Raw genomic sequence first — 15600 nt, 5'->3', positions numbered from 1 at the left:
CTTTACGACGAGCGTGCAGGCAGGATCGTCCCTTCGCACAAGCCGAACCCGATGCGATAACCATCGCCCTTACACCATCCGGCGAGCGTCAGCTCATCGCCGTCGACGATGAACGCACGCGTGCCGCCGCTCGCCAACTCGAGCGGCCGCTGACCGTTCCAGGTCAACTCCAGCAGACTGCCGAACGAATCGGCCGTGGGCCCGCTGATCGTGCCCGAGCCCAACAGGTCGCCGACGCGCGTGTTGCAGCCGGCCACCGTGTGATGCGCGAGCTGCTGCGCCATCGTCCAGTACATGTGCTTGAAATTGGTCCGCGAGATCGTGGTCGCTTCGCCGGCATCGTCCGGACGCAAGCGCACCTCGAGTTCGATATCGAACGCGTGCTGGCCGTCGTGCTGCAAGTACGCGAGCGGCTGCGGTTCTTGCTGAGGCTGCGCGACGCGAAACGGCTCGAGCGCATCGAGCGTGACGATCCAGGGCGAGATGGTCGTCGCGAAGCCCTTCGAGTTGAACGGGCCGAGCGGCACGTATTCCCATTGCTGGATGTCACGCGCGCTCCAGTCGTTCAAGAGCACCATGCCGAAGATGTGATCCTCCGCGTCGGCGCAAGCGATCGGCTCGCCGAGCGCATTGCCGCGCCCGACGATGAAGCCCGTCTCCAATTCGATATCGAGCTTGCGGCACGCGCCGAAGACCGGGCGCTCCTGATCGGGCAGCTTCAACTGACCATTTGGCCGCCGCACCGGCGTGCCGCTCACCACCACCGACGACGCGCGCCCGTTATAGCCGATCGGCATCTCCGACCAGTTCGGCAAAAGCGCGTTCTTCGGATCACGAAACATCGAACCGACGTTCGTCGCGTGTTCCTTCGACGAATAGAAATCCGTGTAGCCGGGAATGTCGACGGGAAGATGCAGCGTGACGTCGGCTTGCTCCACGAGCACGCGTGCGCGCAGCGCGGCGTCGTCGCGCAGCGTCGGGCAGTTCGCTTCCAACAGCGTGCTCAGTTGAATTCGCACGCTGCGCCACGCATCGCGGCCGAGCGCGATGAAGTCGTTGAGCGCCGGCTTCGCGAACACGTTGCCGTCTGCGCGAAGCGTGAGCTTGCCCGCGTCGGCGAGCGCGGCGAGATCGACGATCGAATCGCCGATCGCCACGCCCGCGCGCGGCGCGGGGTTGCTCTTGTCGCTGAAGATGCCGAACGGCAGGTTCTGAATCGGGAAATCGCACTGCGCGTCATTGGCCGACGCGAGCCAGCTCTTTCGTGACGCGTCGCGGGTTGCCTGGAGATCGGCTTGATCGATGGAAGTGGTGCTCATCGCTGCTCCGGATTGAAATGCTTCTTGAGGCCTTGCCAGCACTCGTAGTAATTCGCCTGCAGCTGCGCGGTTTCGAGCGCGAAGCGCGTCGGGCGGATCAGCGTGCGGGTCTCGAACATGAATGCCATCGTGTCGCCGACCTTGTGCGGCTTGGTCGTATCGCCCGCCGACGCCTTTTCGAAGGTCTCGGCATCCGGCCCGTGCCCCGACATGCAGTTGTGCAGGCTCGCGCCGCCCGGCACGAAGCCCTCGGCCTTCGCGTCGTAGACGCCGTGCACGAGCCCCATGAACTCGCTCGCGACGTTGCGGTGATACCAGGGCGGGCGGAACGTGTCCTCGGCCGCGAGCCAGCGCGGCGGGAAGATCACGAAGTCGATCGTATCGACACCCGGCGTATCGCTTTGCGACTGCAGCACGAGGAAGATCGACGGGTCCGGGTGGTCATAGCTGATCGAGCCGATCGTGTTGAAGTGGCGCAGATCGTACTTGTACGGCGCGTAGTTGCCGTGCCACGCGACGACGTCGAGCGGCGAGTGGCCGATGTCGGCACGCCACAGGAGGCCATTGAGTTTCGCGACCAGTTCGAACGCGCCTTCGCGGTCTTCGTAGGCGGCATGCGGAGTCAGGAAATCGCGCGGGTTTGCGAGGCCGTTCGAGCCGATCGGCCCGAGATCCGGCAGGCGCAACAGCGCGCCGAAGTTCTCGCAGATGTAGCCGCGCGCGCGGCCGTCCGGCAGCGCGACGGCGAAGCGCACGCCGCGAGGAATCACGGCGATCTCGAACGGTTCGAGGTCGATGTGGCCCATCTCGGTCGAAATCTGCAGACGCCCTTCTTGCGGGACGATCAGAAGCTCGCCGTCGGCGCTGTAGAAGAAGCGGTCTTGCATCGACCGGTTCGCGGCATAGAGGTGAATCGCGCAACCGCTCATCGCGTCGGCCGAGCCATTGCCCGCCATCGTCACCCAGCCGTCGACGAAGTCGGTCGGCTCGGACGGCATCGGCAGCGGGTCCCAGCGCAGTTGGTTGGGCGGGGTCGGCGGCACGTCGTGGAAGTTCGCGACGAGCTTGTGCGATTCGAGCGGCGTGAACGGCTGATGCACCGCCGCCGGACGGATGCGGTACAGCCACGAGCGCCGGTTGTGTCCACGCGGCGCTGTGAAAGCCGTGCCGGATATCTGCTCAGCGTAGAGGCCATAGGGCGCGCGCTGCGGCGAATTACGGCCGCTCGGCAAGGCGCCGGGTAGCGCCTCGGTCGCGAACTCGTTCGCGAATCCGGACTGGTAGCCCGGTTCGATTTCGTGGCGAGAGGAAGTCTGCATGTGTTGTCTCCGTGGATTCCGAGCGGCAACGAGGCGCTTGCGCCGATCAATCGCAAGCCTGCCGCCGTCGGCCGAGAATTTACGCATAGTAAAACCAATTACGGATAGTTAAATTAACGTAAACCCTGAGTAACCGAGGAAACGCTCAAGATCGATATCAGTATTTTTTTCAAGACAGCGCCGCACAGACTGCTAACATCAGCTGATGCGGCGAGTTGCCGCACTTTTGCGCCATTTTTGCCCCTCAATGATCCCGTCGACCATTCCCGCGCTCGTCGCTCATGCCGCCGGCCACCCGTTCCTCGGCCAGCATCTGGTCATGGGCGAAGGCGAACACAGCGGCGTGGCCTGCGCACGGTTTCGCAACGTCGAGATCGGCAGCGCCTACGAACCGATCTTCGACGTCAGCATGCACGGCATTCCGCAGACGCTGACGTCGTCGCCTGAAAGCGTCGACCGCTTCGGTGACGAACTGGGCTTCCAGGCGGTCACGCAGCGGCTCGACGGCACCGCCTTCGACCCGTTCGACACCGCTGTGGACGATCAGGAACTCGTCGCGCTGGATCGTCTTTCCCGCGCGCTGCACGCGATCAATTTCTTCGGTGCGCGGCGGCACGGCCTCTTGTTTCTGCGCGTGCACGAGCGGCTGCTCAAGAGCGTGAAGTACGACCACGGCCGGCACTTTTCGTCGGTGTTGGTTTCGTTCGGGCTGAACCCGGCGCGAGTCGTAATCGAGCTGCCGAGCGCGGCGGTCGGGCACCGGACGTTTCTTGGCTATCTGACGAAGAGCTACCAGCTCTATGGCTTCAAGGTGGCGGGGAATCTGCCGAACGCAGGGCACATCCTTTCGGTGTCCGATATGGCGCGGCTCGATTTCATCAAGATGGATGCGGGCGCGGCGCTGCGCGATTCGATGGTGAAGCCGCTCGTGGGCTACGCGAATCGGCTCAAGATTCCGCTCATCTTCAGCCGCGTCGCCGACGAAGCCCAGTTCGACGCGCTTCAGCAATACGACGTGCGCTTCGTGCAAGGGCCGTTGTTCGCGACGCACGACCGGGCTGTCTAAGCCCGGATCCAAGCCTCCGGGTCTAAGCCCGCTACTCCGCCTTATTCCGCCTGTCCGAGGCGCCGCGCCAACGCCTTGAGCTTCGGCGCGACGCGCTCGCGAAACACGTCCTCTCCCATCGACGACGCCGGTCCGCTGCAGCTCAGGACGAGCCAGCGACCATCGCGCGGCTCGCGAAACGGAACGGCGACCGCGTTCACGTCTTCGTGCCAATCGCGAAACGAATAGCAGCAGCGCTCGCCTTCGAATCCTTCAATCGCGCGCTGTGTCGCACTGACGAGCGCGGCAGCGTCGTCGCCGGCCGCACGCTTGAGCTCCGTGAGGAGCGCCGCGCGAACTTCCAGAGGCTGCACCGCCAGATAGGCGCGCCCCATCGAACTCGTGAGCATCGACAGGCGCGAGCCCGACGCCAGCCCGAGCGTCAGTGCGGTTTCGCTGCGGATCGTCTCCAGGTAGATCATGTCGAGCCCGTCGCGGCATCCGAGCGACACCGCGGCGCCGACCTCGCGCGCAAGCACACGCATGTGCGGCCGCGCGAGTTCGAGCGTATCGGTGCCCGCGAGCAGCGCGTAGCCGAGCGACAGCACGCCCGCATCGAGTGCGTACTTGCCGAGCCCTTCGTCGAAACGCAGGTAGCCGAGCACGGTCAGCGTGTAGGCGAGCCGATTGACCGTCGCCTTCGGCAGTCCCGTGCGCGCGACGAAATCCCGGTTGCCGAGCAACGTCTCGCCGGGCCGGAACGCGCGCAGCAGATCGAGGCCGCGCGCGAGCGCGACGACGAACTTGCGCTCGTCGATGGAATCGGGGGAATCGTCGAAATCGGACGGAGTAGAAGCGGACATGGCAGGGTGATACACTCGGTCGTGATTTGCAAAACATTGTTCCGCACAGCGGAACTACAGTCAAGACCTGCTTAGGAGATATCGCGATGTCCGACGCCGCTCAGTTCCAATGGGACGACCCGCTGCTTTTGAACCAGCAACTCACCGAAGAAGAACGCATGGTGCGCGACGCCGCCCAAGCGTACGCGCAGGACAAGCTCTTGCCGCGCGTCACCGAAGCCTTCCGCCACGAGCGCACGGACATCGAAATCTTCCGCGAGATGGGCGAACTGGGACTGCTGGGACCGACGATCCCCGAGCAGTACGGCGGCCCGGGCCTGAACTACGTGAGCTACGGACTGATCGCGCGTGAAGTGGAGCGCGTGGATTCGGGCTATCGGTCGATGATGTCGGTGCAGTCGTCGCTCGTGATGGTGCCGATCTTCGAATTCGGCTCCGACGCGCAGAAGGCCAAGTACCTGCCGAAACTCGCGACCGGCGAATGGATCGGCTGTTTCGGCCTCACCGAGCCGAATCACGGCTCCGATCCGGGCAGCATGGTGACGCGCGCAAAAAAGGTTGATGGAGGCTACTCGCTGTCAGGCTCGAAGATGTGGATCACGAACTCGCCGATCGCCGACGTGTTCGTCGTCTGGGCGAAGCTCGAGGAAAACGGCAAGGACGCGATCCGCGGCTTCATTCTCGAGAAAGGCTGGAAAGGTCTCTCCGCCCCGGCGATTCATGGCAAGGTCGGCCTGCGCGCTTCGATCACCGGCGAGATCGTGCTCGACGAAGTGTTCGTGCCCGAAGAGAACCTGATGCCGAGCGTGACCGGCTTGCGCGGCCCGTTCACCTGCCTGAACTCGGCGCGCTACGGCATCGCGTGGGGCGCGCTCGGCGCGGCGGAAGCCTGCTGGCACCAGGCGCGTCAATACGTGCTCGACCGCAAGCAGTTCGGCCGCCCGCTCGCCGCCAACCAGCTGATCCAGAAGAAGCTCGCCGACATGCAGACCGAAATCACGCTCGGGCTGCAAGGCGTGCTGCGCTTGGGGCGGATGAAAGACGAAGGGACGGCGGCCACCGAAATCACGTCGATCATGAAGCGCAATTCGTGCGGCAAGGCGCTCGACATCGCGCGGCTCGCGCGCGACATGCTCGGCGGCAACGGCATCTCGGACGAATTCAACGTTGCGCGCCATCTCGTCAATCTCGAGGTCGTGAACACCTACGAGGGCACGCACGATATTCACGCGTTGATTCTCGGCCGGGCTCAGACGGGAATTCAGGCGTTCTTCTGATTGATTCGCTTGTTTCCGGCGGATGCGCGCGCAATGCGGGCATCCGCTGAACTGACTACATGCCGTTTTACTTGTTCGGCTGAGGCGTAAGCCGCAGATACGGACGCAATGCCTTATAGCCCTTCGGGAATTTCTGCTTGATCACCTCCTCGTCCTTCAGCGACGGGACGATCACCACATCGTCGCCCTGCTTCCAGTTGCCGGGCGTCGCGACCTGATGGCTGTCAGTCAACTGCAGCGAATCGATCACACGCAGCACCTCATCGAAATTGCGGCCGGTGCTCGCCGGATACGTGATGATGAGTCGCACCTTCTTCTTCGGGTCGATCACGAAAAGCGAACGCACGGTTAGCGTCTCATTCGCGTTCGGATGAATCATGTCGTAGAGCTGCGAGACCTTGCGGTCGCCGTCGGCAAGGATCGGAAAACCGACGCTCGCGGCCTGCGTCTCGTTGATGTCCTTGATCCACTCGACGTGCGATTCGGCGGAATCGACCGACAGCGCGATCGTCTTGACATCGCGTTTCTCGAATTCGCTCGCGAGCTTCGCCGTCAGGCCGAGTTCCGTCGTGCAGACGGGCGTGAAATCCGCCGGATGCGAAAAGAGCACGCCCCAACTGTCGCCAAGCCATTCGTGAAACTTGATGTGGCCAATGCTCGATGCCTGCTCGAAATCGGGCGCGATGTCGCCAAGACGTAGACTCATAGGGGCTCCTTGAAGGTCCGGGGTAACCGTGCTCGCGCAAAACGAACGACGGTTCGTCGAAACCACGAATATACGGAAATCGACGTACTGGACGAACGAACATTCCGTCACATCGACATTATTTTTTGTAATTTCCGCATTTCTGAGAGAAACTTTTCGCTCCAGATCAACTCAACTCCAACCGGGCTCGACTCGCCGACGTGGGCCATCGTCCCGGGAATAGACCGTGCGTGAACGGTACACATCGGGCGTGCCAGGCTCGCCAGCCGCCGCGTCTTTGGTTACGATGCTCGCGTGGCACGACAAAAAGGGAGCTGTAATGTCAGAAGTCAACAAGGAGAGATTGATGTCCGATATCAAAACCGTTCTCGCGGACGCCGAGGATCTGTTGAAGCAAGCCGCGAGCGCTACGGGCGAACGTGCCTCAGAACTGCGTGAAACGGCGCTTAGCCGCCTCAAGCAGGCCAAGGAAAAGGCAGCGGACGTACAAGTCGTCGTCGTCGAAAAGGGCAAAAAAGCAGTCCGCGCCACCGACGACTACGTGCACGAGCATCCGTGGGCGTCCATCGGCATCGCTGCCGGCGTCGGTGTGCTGGTCGGTCTCTTGATCAATCGCAAGTAAAGCAATCAAGGCCAAGCGGGTACACGCCTGCCAGGCAAGTCTGACCATCGAATGGCTTGCCTGAAACCACAGGCGAACCGGCGCAACGGCTGCCGGTCGCCTTCTCTTGGTGCATCTGCAGCACGTCTCGCGCATAAGCCATGTCAAACGAAGAATCACAATCGCAACACGCGCAACATCGGCCGTTGCGGCGAATGCTGAGCTCTGTATTTGCGCTGTTGCAGACACGGCTCGAGTTGCTCGGTATCGAACTCGCAGAGGAAAAGGAACGCCTGCTCGTGGTGCTCTTCCTCGGCCTGGCTGCGATGATGCTCGGCATGATGGCGCTCGTCAGCCTGACCGTGCTGATCGCGATCGCGTTCTGGGACACCTATCGCTGGCAGGCGCTGGCCGGCATCACGATCGTCTATGCCGTAGCCGCGCTGGTTTGCATGCTGCGGGCGCGTTCCGGGTTGCGCGAAGCGCCGCTCGTCTTCGAAGGCTTGCTCGAAGAATTCGAGAAAGACCGCGAAGCATTCCGCAAGCCGTGAGAGCAGGCTCCGCCTCCCCCGAATCGTCACGCACCCGACCATGAGCCAGAACCCGCCGGAATCCGCAGTTCGCCGCAAACGCACCTTCTCGAAAGACCTGAGCGCGCCGCAACTGCGCGCGGTACGCAAAGAGATATTGCTGTTGCGCGCGGACGTCGAACGCGCCGAGCTCCGGCAGGCTACAGCCGACCTGCGGCGAAATGTTTCGAATTTCAGTTGGCTCAAGATGCTTGTGCCGGGCTTCGGCTTCACACAACGAGGCGGCTCCGGCAAAGGCATCAACGCGAGCCTCAGCGAGCTGGTCGCGCGATATCCGCTCGTCAGCTCGATCGCTTCGATGGTGCTTGCGAAGCCTCTTCGCGGCGCTCTCAAGGCCGGCGTGAAGCCCGCGCTGAAGTGGGGCGGCCTCGGCCTCGCGGTTTGGGAAGCGTATCGAATCTGGCGGCAAATCAAGCAAACCAAGGTAGATCAAGACGACGATGGGGCCGCGTCGTCTTCGTAATAGCCGCCGTAGTCTCGCCTTAGGCATGCGCCTGTTTTTATCTCGTATGCCAACAATCGTCTGTGCTCAGCGCACCGTCTTTGGAGACGGACCGATTCGATCGGGCGCCGGTTGCATCAAGCATATATGCGCCGCAAGCGTCGTCACTCATGGGCCCGGTATCGACCGCCCTCGCTTCCACCGCATAGCCTCCGTTGCTTTCGTCTCCGGGCAAGAGCCGCAGCCGGTAAATGGCCGTGCCGTATTGCGGTGACTGGTCGAGCCCGCTTGGCAACGTCGTCAAGCCGGCAAAGGCATTCGCTTCGACGTATTGCGCCGCGCGATACACGGCGGCGGCAGCATCGATTCGATATCCGCGCGCCACGTGGCTCCGATACGAAGGCACCGCATACGCGGCCAGAATCGCGGCAATCGCCAGCGCAATGACCAGTTCGAGCATCGTGAAGCCGTGGCCGCGCCACCGGTTCGGAGTGGCCCTCATGATGAACTCTCAACGACGCGCCGCCAGCGCGCTTCGATCATCGCCCCCTCTTGGAAAACGACCTCGAGTTGCAGCCAGACCTGCGTTGCCGCGCTCGCGCCGAAGCCACGCGCGGTCAGTAGATAAGCCTCTGCTTGCGGGCGGCTAACGAGCTTCCATGCTTCGATCAGACACTGCGGCGCTCTCGCCGAGCCCGGCCATTGCGGATGCGGCGTGAGCGCGAACGGCCCGTCGAAGGCGCTCGCGTGCTTCCACTCGACGGGTTCGCGGTCGACGGCAGGCAGTGTCGGCGCTACGCCTGCGCGCAGTGCTCGGGTGCAGAGCTTGAGCGCGCCGTCCGCTGCGTGAAACGCTTGCAGATAGTCGTGCATGTTGGCGGCGCGACGAACGTTTGCGGTCGACGTTTCGAGCCATGCCGCCGAGGTCGCGAGCAGCATCGAAGATATCGTCAGGACGATCGGTAGCGTGGCGCTCATGACGATGGAACCGGCTCGTTATTGCGCACCGCGACCCGGCGCCAGAACGCTTGCCGCGCATGCTTGTCGGCGGCGAGCACCGACGCTCCGTCGCAATTGATATACCGCACGCGCCGCTGAGTCAGCGCGCCGCGTGCGAGCACGCAGACGTCCACCGCGACGACGTTGCTCCATTGGCCAGCCGCGATGAGGTTTGCGGCGACCGGCGTGGAAGCCCCTTGTAGCCAATACCTGAACCGCAACCGCTCGATACCCTCGACGAGCGGTTGCCCGACCCCGCCCCTGCCGCTGCCCTCGCAATAGAGTTCTGGCTCACCGGTGGAACCGCTGAGTCGGGCGTAGTAGCGATTGACGATCGGCTCGGCGGCGCCGGCAGATCCCACGCCTTGCCCAAGACAGTCAGTGGCGTGCCCCGCCGTGGTCGGCCACGTCGACACTGCGTCACCGATATAGCGCACAACGATCCCGTCGGACCGGCTTGCGAGCGGCTCGCAGTTCGGCGTGCTGCCCGCGCCCACCGGCCGCGCACCGGAGCAGCCGAAGAGCGCCGGCACGCTTGCCGGACTGCCCGGCGATGCCAGCAGGCCGCTCGGAAACGCATCGATCGGCACGAAGCCGGCCATTTGCACTTGCTGGCTGATCAGCATCAACGCCGTCATGCCGGCATCGCGCATCGACGCCGCATCAACCGCCTGCGTAAACGCCTGACGCTGCGACCGGTAGAGCGACACGGCGCCACCCGTCACGACCAGCCCCAGCGTCATCGCGATCATCAATTCGACCAGCGTATGACCGAGTTGCCGATTCACGCGCTCTTGAATGCCGTTCACGTCGCGCATAGGCGTCTCACCGGACGAACGCGATCGACGCGCACGACATGTTCGCGGAAGTGCCCGCAGTCACTTCACCGCACCCCACTGGCCGATGGACGGGCACTCGAGCATCGCGCCGCCAGGCCGCCCAGACCACCATCGACAGAGCTAGGCGGCCATTCTGCTCACGGACGCTCACATCAGCGCTCGGCAACGCGCTCACGGCTTGCGCCCGCCATTGCTCCAACGCGATAGCCTCCGACGTCGTGCCTCGCGCCGCTTCGGCCAGCGAGTCCGCGATCACCGAGGCGCGCTCGCGCATCGCCACCTCGGTTTCACCACGCGCCAGCGACAACTGCACGGATATCACGCCAAGCGCGCTCACTGCCATCAACGCGATCGCGACCAGCACTTCGAGCAGCGTTCCGCCCTGCCCTTTGCGCCACGACCGTGCTGTCATGCCGCGCTCCTGCAACGGCCTTCGGTGAGCCGGGCGCGCCCGCCCGCGGCAATGCGGATACAGCGTCGCCAGCCGTCGCGGCGCGTGCCGGCCCCGACATCGCGCGGCGCCACCTCGAGACTCCGGAAGCCGCCAATTACCTGTCCTGCAGGCGGGGTAAAAGCGATCTCCGCCGCGTTTCCCTTGATGGCAACCGCTGCCATGCGCGGCTGCATCCGCAAAACGGAAGGCGCGACTCGCGCGTCGGCCAACACCGCCCATCCACACGACCAATCGAGCGCACCATCGTCACAGGGAGCTCGCGCCGCCAAGCAACGGCGCGCCGCATCGATCCGGCAAAGCGTGACGCGCACGCCGCGCCGGATCGCTTCGCTGCGCGCGTACGTCAAACTGGACACGAGCACCCTTGCCCGCGCATCGACTTGATCCCGCATTCGCCACGCGATGAAAGACGGCATCGCCATCACGCCGAAAAGCGCAACGAGCACGGCCACGACCAACAATTCCACGAGCGTGAAACCCCTGCAGCCGCTCCAACGCGACCCTGCTCCCAACACTAATTTGCTTTGCATTCCAAAGTTTCCCGGCTGTCCGCACACGACGAATCTAGCGGCGACGCCGAGACGCCACAATCGGCCATTCGGCCTAGTGGCGCGCGAGCGCGATCACAAGCAAGAATCGTGTGTCACACCGAAAAAGCAGGCAGGGAATGCGATGAAGCGATATGAAGAATCAGCGCTTGCGCGACGATTTGGCAGGCGCCGCGGCGCGGCGGGCCTCTTCGATGATGTCGGCGAACTCGGAGACATCTTCGAATTGCCGGTAGACAGAAGCAAAACGCACGTAGGCGATGGTATCGAGCTGGCGCAACTCGCTCATCACGAGTTCACCGAGGCGGTCACTCTTGACCTCGCGCTCGCCGCTGCCAAGCAGCTGGTATTCGATACGTGCAACCGCCGCGTCGATCGCATCGGCTGCCACCGGGCGCTTTCTCAGCGCCAGTTGCATGCTCGCGGCGATCTTGCGGCGGTCGAATTCAGTGCGGCTGCCGTCCTTCTTCACGACTGCCGGCAACGCCAGCTCGACCCGTTCGTACGTCGTAAAACGTTTGTCGCAGGCCGAACAACGGCGGCGCCGCCGAATCGCGGCGCCGTCCTCGGACACGCGCGAATCCACCACTTGCGTATCGTCATGCCGGCAGAAGGGGCAGCGCATAGGCGATCAGCGGTAGACCGGGAAGCGCTTCGTCAGCTCGGCGACTTGCCCGCGCACGCGTTCGATCGTGGCGGCGTCTTCCGGGTTGTCGAGCACATCGGCGATCAGGTTGCCCACTTGCTCGGCTTCCTTCACGCCGAAGCCGCGTGTCGTCATCGCCGGCGAACCGAGGCGAACGCCGCTCGTGACGAACGGCTTTTCCGGATCGTTAGGAATCGCGTTCTTGTTGACGGTGATGTGCGCCGCGCCGAGCGCCGCTTCCGCCGCCTTGCCCGTGATGTGCTTCGCGCGCAGGTCAACCAGCATCACGTGGCTTTCGGTGCGGCCCGACACGATGCGCAGGCCACGCTTCACGAGCGTTTCCGCCAGCACACGGGCGTTGTCGACGACTTGCTGCTGATACGCCTTGAATTCCGGCGACAGTGCTTCCTTGAACGCGACGGCCTTCGCGGCGATCACGTGCATGAGCGGGCCGCCCTGGATGCCAGGGAAGATCGCCGAATTGATCGGCTTCTCGTACTCGGCTTTCATCAGGATCACGCCGCCGCGCGGACCGCGCAGGCTCTTGTGCGTGGTCGTCGTGACGAAATCGGCGTGCGGTACCGGGTTCGGATAGACGCCCGCGGCGATCAGGCCGGCGTAATGCGCCATGTCGACCATCAGGTATGCGCCGACCGACTTCGCGATTTTCGCGAGGCGTTCGAAATCGATGCGCAGCGCGAATGCCGATGCGCCCGCGACGATCAGCTTCGGCTTGTGTTCCTGCGCGAGCTTTTCAGCGGCGTCGTAATCGATGTCTTCGGCTTCGTTCAGACCGTAGCTGACGACGTTGAACCACTTGCCCGACATGTTCACGGGCGAGCCGTGCGTCAGGTGGCCGCCGTGGGCGAGGCTCATGCCCATGATAGTGTCACCCGGCTTGAGCATCGCGAAGAACACGCCCTGGTTGGCCTGCGAGCCCGAATTCGGCTGCACATTCGCGGCTTCCGCGCCGAAGAGCTCCTTCACGCGGTCGATCGCGAGCTGCTCGACGACGTCGACGTATTCGCAACCGCCGTAATAACGCTTGCCCGGGTAGCCTTCGGCGTACTTGTTCGTGAGCTGCGAGCCCTGAGCGGCCATCACGGCGGGGCTCGTGTAGTTTTCCGACGCGATCAGTTCGATGTGCTCTTCCTGACGGTGGTTTTCCTGTTGGATCGCTTTCCAGATTTCTGGATCGACGTTGGCGATGGTGCTTTGGGCTCTGTCAAACATACGGGTTCCGTAAAGTGTGTGCAGGTTGACCGGGGCGTGCGCGGATACGTACCGATCGTACGCTGCGCTGCTGGCGACTGGGCCAGCCCTGACGTGGCGGATGAAGTCATGAGGATCCGTTACGCGGGCGCGGCAGCCAGCAGCAGCGCAATCGACGACGCGCGACTCTCGGCTGCCCAGGCGAACGGCAAAACGGCACCCTGCGCTTCACGGTGGGTGGCTCCACCTTGACCCCGATGGGGTGCTATCGCCAGTCACGCAGGGATGAGCGCGTTAGTTTATTGGAACCTCATTGAATAGGCAACCGCATGACGCTTCCGGTTCGAACCACTGCACGAGGCGCCCGCCGGGCGAGCTTCACAGCCGATTTCGGGTCCTGCGGCAGGTGTCGCGAAAGACCAGAACGGCGCCTTCCGGCAGGGCTTCGCCGAGGACGTCGCGCGTCTGCGCCAAGCGCGATTCCTTGCGAACGCATACGATCGCCAGACTGCGGCTTGGCCATACCATCGGCCAAAGGCCATTCTTGCCGCGAAATCGCAATCGAAGTAGGCTCTCTCGCTTCCGTTTTTCCCATCCATCGACCCGACCAGGGAGCAGCAATGATCGTGTTCGTCACAGGCGCCTCTGCCGGCTTCGGCGCCGCCATCGCCCGCGCATTCGTCAGCGGGGGCCATCGCGTCGTCGCCACCGCGCGCCGCAAAGACCGTCTCGACGCGCTCGCCGCCGAACTCGGCGACGCCCTTCTGCCGTTCGAACTCGACGTGCGCGATCGCGCCGCCGTCGAAGCCGTGCCGGCAACGCTGCCGAAAGACTTCGCCGCCGTCGACGTGCTCGTCAACAACGCCGGCCTCGCGCTTGGGATCGAACCGGCCCAGCGCGCCAATCTCGACGACTGGCACACGATGATCGAGACCAACTGCACCGGTCTCGTCACCGTCACCCGCGCACTCCTGCCGGGCATGGTCGAGCGCAATCGTGGGCATATCGTCAATTTGAGCTCGACGGCCGGGAACTACCCGTACGCAGGCGGCAACGTCTACGGCGCGACCAAGGCATTCGTCCGGCAGTTCAGCCTGAACCTGCGCGCGGACCTCGCTGGCACGGCGCTGCGCGTGACCGATATCGAGCCCGGCCTGTGCGGCGGCACCGAGTTCTCGAACGTGCGCTTCAAGGGAGACGACGAGAAAGCCGCGAAAATGTATGACAACGTGGAGCCGCTGACCCCCGAGGACATCGCCAACTCGATCTACTGGATCGCGACTCTCCCCAAGCACGTCAACGTCAACACGATCGAGCTGATGCCGGTTGCTCAATCGTTTGCGGGACTCTCTGTGCACCGGGGCTGACGGGCATTGCGAGGAAGGATGCCCAGTGTTTTGAGACGTGCTCGCGCGTTCCGGTAAAATGCCGGTCCATGAAACTGACCACCAGCCGTTCTGAGGCGGAAATCGGCTTCACGTGGCCGATCCGCGTGTATTACGAAGATACCGACGCAGGCGGCATCGTCTTCTACGCGAACTACCTGAAGTATTTCGAGCGCGCGCGCACCGAGTGGCTGCGCGCGTGCGGCGTCGACCAAAGGCGGCTCGCTGACGAGGACGGCGTGGTTTTCGTCGTCCGGGGCACCGCGCTCGACTATCACTCGCCGGCTCGCCTCGACGATGTCGTGACCATCGAGAGCCGCATCGAGCGGATCGGGCGGGCATCCGTCGACTTCACGCAAGAAGCCTGGCGCGACGACGTGCTGCTGGCGACGGGCCAGATTCGCGTCGGGTGTGTCGATCGCGGCGCGCTGAAACCCGCGGCGATTCCGGCGCCGGTGCTCGCCGCGCTGCGGCGCGGACCGGGTGTAAATCCATCCAACGTGTCAACGGCAAGTGCATAAACACCGTTGAGACTCTGCCAATGAACTTGTATCGCCCGCAACGATACTAAGCATGGTTCGGCGGGAGGCCGCGAACGCTTTCGAGTCCCCGACTGAAAGCCTGAATAAGCCTTGCAGCCGGACGCCCCATCCGGGACGTTAAAGCAAACCTATATGAACAACGCACAAGATCTTTCGATCATTACTCTGGTTCTCAACGCGAGCGTGCTCGCGCAGGCGGTGATGGCGCTCCTGCTGTTGCTGTCGCTGATGTCGTGGACTTTCATCTTCCGCAAGTGGTTTGCGATTCGCCGCGCACGCGCGCAAACTGAACGCTTCGAACGCGATTTCTGGTCGGGCGGCGACCTGCAGGCGCTCTACCAAAGCGCCGCCAACAACCGTCACACGATCGGCGCGCTCGAGCGTATTTTCGAGTCCGGCATGCGCGAGTTTCTGAAGGGTAAGGAAAAGCGTCTGAACGATCCGGGCGCGATCCTCGACGGCGCCCGCCGTGCGATGCGCGCCGCGTTCCAGCGGGAAATGGACGTGCTCGAAGCCAACCTCGCGTTCCTCGCGTCCGTCGGCTCCGTCAGCCCGTATATTGGTCTGTTCGGTACGGTGTGGGGGATCATGAACGCCTTCCGCGGCCTCGCCAACGTGCAGCAGGCGACGCTCGCCAACGTCGCGCCCGGCATTGCCGAAGCGCTGACGGCGACCGCCATCGGCCTGTTCGCCGCCATCCCGGCCGTGGTCGCCTACAATCGCTACGCACACGACATCGATCGCCTCGCGATCCGCTTCGAGACCTTCATCGAAGAGTTTTCGAACATTCTGCAGCGCCAGGCGCATTAAGGA

The 15600-nt window shown here is 63.6% G+C and carries 19 protein-coding genes and 1 riboswitch; of the genes, 8 read left to right on the top strand and 11 right to left on the bottom strand.

What is annotated here, in order from left to right:
• Positions 1-2 precede the first annotated feature (2 nt).
• Together fahA and hmgA are read right to left on the bottom strand one after the other, a co-directional pair.
• Positions 3-1319, bottom strand: a complete 1317-nt coding sequence (gene fahA, locus AAHK20_RS21750; protein WP_449183573.1) for a fumarylacetoacetase — start codon at positions 1317-1319, stop codon at positions 3-5.
• The gene (gene hmgA / locus AAHK20_RS21745) at positions 1316-2638 is read right to left on the bottom strand and encodes a homogentisate 1,2-dioxygenase (protein WP_449183572.1); all 1323 of its coding nucleotides are present in this window, start codon (positions 2636-2638) and stop codon (positions 1316-1318) included. Before hmgA ends, fahA begins: the two co-directional genes overlap by 4 nt.
• 247 nt (positions 2639-2885) lie before the next feature.
• Between hmgA and AAHK20_RS21740 the strand changes: the two genes are divergently transcribed.
• Complete coding sequence (locus AAHK20_RS21740; protein ID WP_449183571.1) at positions 2886-3704, top strand: EAL domain-containing protein; 819 nt, start codon at positions 2886-2888, stop codon at positions 3702-3704.
• Positions 3705-3745: 41 nt separating this feature from the next.
• On the opposite strand, the gene AAHK20_RS21735 is transcribed toward AAHK20_RS21740, so the two are convergent.
• Positions 3746-4546 carry an IclR family transcriptional regulator gene (locus AAHK20_RS21735; protein ID WP_449183570.1) on the bottom strand — a complete coding sequence of 267 codons (801 nt, stop codon included), beginning with the start codon at positions 4544-4546 and terminating at the stop codon, positions 3746-3748.
• Positions 4547-4632: 86 nt separating this feature from the next.
• On the opposite strand from AAHK20_RS21735, the gene AAHK20_RS21730 reads away from it, so the two are divergent.
• Positions 4633-5823 (top strand): acyl-CoA dehydrogenase, encoded by a 1191-nt coding sequence (locus AAHK20_RS21730; protein ID WP_449183569.1) that lies wholly within the window; start codon positions 4633-4635, stop codon positions 5821-5823.
• A 67-nt stretch (positions 5824-5890) separates the two neighbouring features.
• Here AAHK20_RS21730 and AAHK20_RS21725 read toward each other — a convergent pair whose 3' ends face one another.
• Positions 5891-6529 (bottom strand): peroxiredoxin, encoded by a 639-nt coding sequence (locus AAHK20_RS21725; RefSeq protein WP_449183568.1) that lies wholly within the window; start codon positions 6527-6529, stop codon positions 5891-5893.
• 319 nt (positions 6530-6848) lie between these two features.
• On the opposite strand from AAHK20_RS21725, the gene AAHK20_RS21720 reads away from it, so the two are divergent.
• From AAHK20_RS21720 to AAHK20_RS21710, 3 genes are all read left to right on the top strand, one after another.
• Positions 6849-7151, top strand: a complete 303-nt coding sequence (locus AAHK20_RS21720; RefSeq protein WP_091996233.1) for an ElaB/YgaM/YqjD family protein — start codon at positions 6849-6851, stop codon at positions 7149-7151.
• Between the two features lie 140 nt (positions 7152-7291).
• Positions 7292-7681 (top strand): phage holin family protein, encoded by a 390-nt coding sequence (locus AAHK20_RS21715; protein WP_449183567.1) that lies wholly within the window; start codon positions 7292-7294, stop codon positions 7679-7681.
• Between the two features lie 40 nt (positions 7682-7721).
• Positions 7722-8183 carry a DUF3318 domain-containing protein gene (locus tag AAHK20_RS21710; RefSeq protein WP_449183566.1) on the top strand — a complete coding sequence of 154 codons (462 nt, stop codon included), beginning with the start codon at positions 7722-7724 and terminating at the stop codon, positions 8181-8183.
• A 37-nt stretch (positions 8184-8220) separates the two neighbouring features.
• Here the strand turns inward: AAHK20_RS21710 and AAHK20_RS21705 are convergent, their stop codons facing one another.
• The 7 genes from AAHK20_RS21705 to glyA form a co-directional block, all read right to left on the bottom strand.
• A complete protein-coding gene (locus AAHK20_RS21705) occupies positions 8221-8664 on the bottom strand; it encodes a type IV pilin protein (protein ID WP_449183565.1) in 444 nt (147 codons plus the stop codon).
• Positions 8661-9140, bottom strand: a complete 480-nt coding sequence (locus tag AAHK20_RS21700) for a pilus assembly PilX family protein (RefSeq protein ID WP_449183564.1) — start codon at positions 9138-9140, stop codon at positions 8661-8663. The genes AAHK20_RS21705 and AAHK20_RS21700 overlap by 4 nt, the downstream gene beginning before the upstream one ends.
• A complete protein-coding gene (locus AAHK20_RS21695; protein ID WP_449183563.1) occupies positions 9137-9979 on the bottom strand; it encodes a PilW family protein in 843 nt (280 codons plus the stop codon). Before AAHK20_RS21695 ends, AAHK20_RS21700 begins: the two co-directional genes overlap by 4 nt.
• 7 nt (positions 9980-9986) lie before the next feature.
• A complete protein-coding gene (locus AAHK20_RS21690; protein WP_449183562.1) occupies positions 9987-10412 on the bottom strand; it encodes a type IV pilus modification PilV family protein in 426 nt (141 codons plus the stop codon).
• Positions 10409-10984: a GspH/FimT family pseudopilin gene (locus tag AAHK20_RS21685; protein ID WP_449183561.1), complete on the bottom strand. Its 576-nt coding sequence runs from the start codon at positions 10982-10984 to the stop codon at positions 10409-10411. The genes AAHK20_RS21690 and AAHK20_RS21685 overlap by 4 nt, the downstream gene beginning before the upstream one ends.
• 160 nt (positions 10985-11144) lie before the next feature.
• Entirely contained in the window at positions 11145-11627 is a 483-nt protein-coding gene (nrdR, locus tag AAHK20_RS21680; RefSeq protein ID WP_137333725.1) for a transcriptional regulator NrdR, read from the bottom strand.
• A 6-nt stretch (positions 11628-11633) separates the two neighbouring features.
• Complete coding sequence (gene glyA, locus AAHK20_RS21675; RefSeq protein WP_449183560.1) at positions 11634-12881, bottom strand: serine hydroxymethyltransferase; 1248 nt, start codon at positions 12879-12881, stop codon at positions 11634-11636.
• Positions 12882-13048: 167 nt separating this feature from the next.
• A riboswitch (ZMP/ZTP riboswitch) is annotated at positions 13049-13149 on the bottom strand.
• A gap of 331 nt (positions 13150-13480) precedes the next feature.
• Between glyA and ydfG the strand changes: the two genes are divergently transcribed.
• The 3 genes from ydfG (at position 13481) to tolQ (ending at position 15597) form a co-directional block, all read left to right on the top strand.
• A complete protein-coding gene (gene ydfG, locus AAHK20_RS21670) occupies positions 13481-14227 on the top strand; it encodes a bifunctional NADP-dependent 3-hydroxy acid dehydrogenase/3-hydroxypropionate dehydrogenase YdfG (protein WP_449183559.1) in 747 nt (248 codons plus the stop codon).
• Positions 14228-14295: 68 nt separating this feature from the next.
• The gene (gene ybgC, locus AAHK20_RS21665) at positions 14296-14766 is read left to right on the top strand and encodes a tol-pal system-associated acyl-CoA thioesterase (RefSeq protein ID WP_449183558.1); all 471 of its coding nucleotides are present in this window, start codon (positions 14296-14298) and stop codon (positions 14764-14766) included.
• 153 nt (positions 14767-14919) lie between these two features.
• Positions 14920-15597 carry a protein TolQ gene (tolQ, locus tag AAHK20_RS21660; RefSeq protein ID WP_449183557.1) on the top strand — a complete coding sequence of 226 codons (678 nt, stop codon included), beginning with the start codon at positions 14920-14922 and terminating at the stop codon, positions 15595-15597.
• The last annotated feature ends 3 nt before the right edge of the window (positions 15598-15600 follow it).

The sequence above is a fragment of the Trinickia camelliae genome, assembly GCF_053525655.1.
Note: the sequence above shows the minus strand (reverse complement) of the source record. Positions and strands in the feature narration are given on the sequence as shown.

What these genes read in the sequence shown, in the direction of transcription:
- fahA (WP_449183573.1), bottom strand. Translation starts at nt 1,319, where the DNA reads ATGAGCACCACTTCCATCGATCAAGCCGATCTCCAGGCAACCCGCGAC.
- hmgA (WP_449183572.1), bottom strand. Translation starts at nt 2,638, where the DNA reads ATGCAGACTTCCTCTCGCCACGAAATCGAACCGGGCTACCAGTCCGGA.
- AAHK20_RS21740 (WP_449183571.1), top strand. Translation starts at nt 2,886, where the DNA reads ATGATCCCGTCGACCATTCCCGCGCTCGTCGCTCATGCCGCCGGCCAC.
- AAHK20_RS21735 (WP_449183570.1), bottom strand. Translation starts at nt 4,546, where the DNA reads ATGTCCGCTTCTACTCCGTCCGATTTCGACGATTCCCCCGATTCCATC.
- AAHK20_RS21730 (WP_449183569.1), top strand. Translation starts at nt 4,633, where the DNA reads ATGTCCGACGCCGCTCAGTTCCAATGGGACGACCCGCTGCTTTTGAAC.
- AAHK20_RS21725 (WP_449183568.1), bottom strand. Translation starts at nt 6,529, where the DNA reads ATGAGTCTACGTCTTGGCGACATCGCGCCCGATTTCGAGCAGGCATCG.
- AAHK20_RS21720 (WP_091996233.1), top strand. Translation starts at nt 6,849, where the DNA reads ATGTCAGAAGTCAACAAGGAGAGATTGATGTCCGATATCAAAACCGTT.
- AAHK20_RS21715 (WP_449183567.1), top strand. Translation starts at nt 7,292, where the DNA reads ATGTCAAACGAAGAATCACAATCGCAACACGCGCAACATCGGCCGTTG.
- AAHK20_RS21710 (WP_449183566.1), top strand. Translation starts at nt 7,722, where the DNA reads ATGAGCCAGAACCCGCCGGAATCCGCAGTTCGCCGCAAACGCACCTTC.
- AAHK20_RS21705 (WP_449183565.1), bottom strand. Translation starts at nt 8,664, where the DNA reads ATGAGGGCCACTCCGAACCGGTGGCGCGGCCACGGCTTCACGATGCTC.
- AAHK20_RS21700 (WP_449183564.1), bottom strand. Translation starts at nt 9,140, where the DNA reads ATGAGCGCCACGCTACCGATCGTCCTGACGATATCTTCGATGCTGCTC.
- AAHK20_RS21695 (WP_449183563.1), bottom strand. Translation starts at nt 9,979, where the DNA reads ATGCGCGACGTGAACGGCATTCAAGAGCGCGTGAATCGGCAACTCGGT.
- AAHK20_RS21690 (WP_449183562.1), bottom strand. Translation starts at nt 10,412, where the DNA reads ATGACAGCACGGTCGTGGCGCAAAGGGCAGGGCGGAACGCTGCTCGAA.
- AAHK20_RS21685 (WP_449183561.1), bottom strand. Translation starts at nt 10,984, where the DNA reads ATGCAAAGCAAATTAGTGTTGGGAGCAGGGTCGCGTTGGAGCGGCTGC.
- nrdR (WP_137333725.1), bottom strand. Translation starts at nt 11,627, where the DNA reads ATGCGCTGCCCCTTCTGCCGGCATGACGATACGCAAGTGGTGGATTCG.
- glyA (WP_449183560.1), bottom strand. Translation starts at nt 12,881, where the DNA reads ATGTTTGACAGAGCCCAAAGCACCATCGCCAACGTCGATCCAGAAATC.
- ydfG (WP_449183559.1), top strand. Translation starts at nt 13,481, where the DNA reads ATGATCGTGTTCGTCACAGGCGCCTCTGCCGGCTTCGGCGCCGCCATC.
- ybgC (WP_449183558.1), top strand. Translation starts at nt 14,296, where the DNA reads ATGAAACTGACCACCAGCCGTTCTGAGGCGGAAATCGGCTTCACGTGG.
- tolQ (WP_449183557.1), top strand. Translation starts at nt 14,920, where the DNA reads ATGAACAACGCACAAGATCTTTCGATCATTACTCTGGTTCTCAACGCG.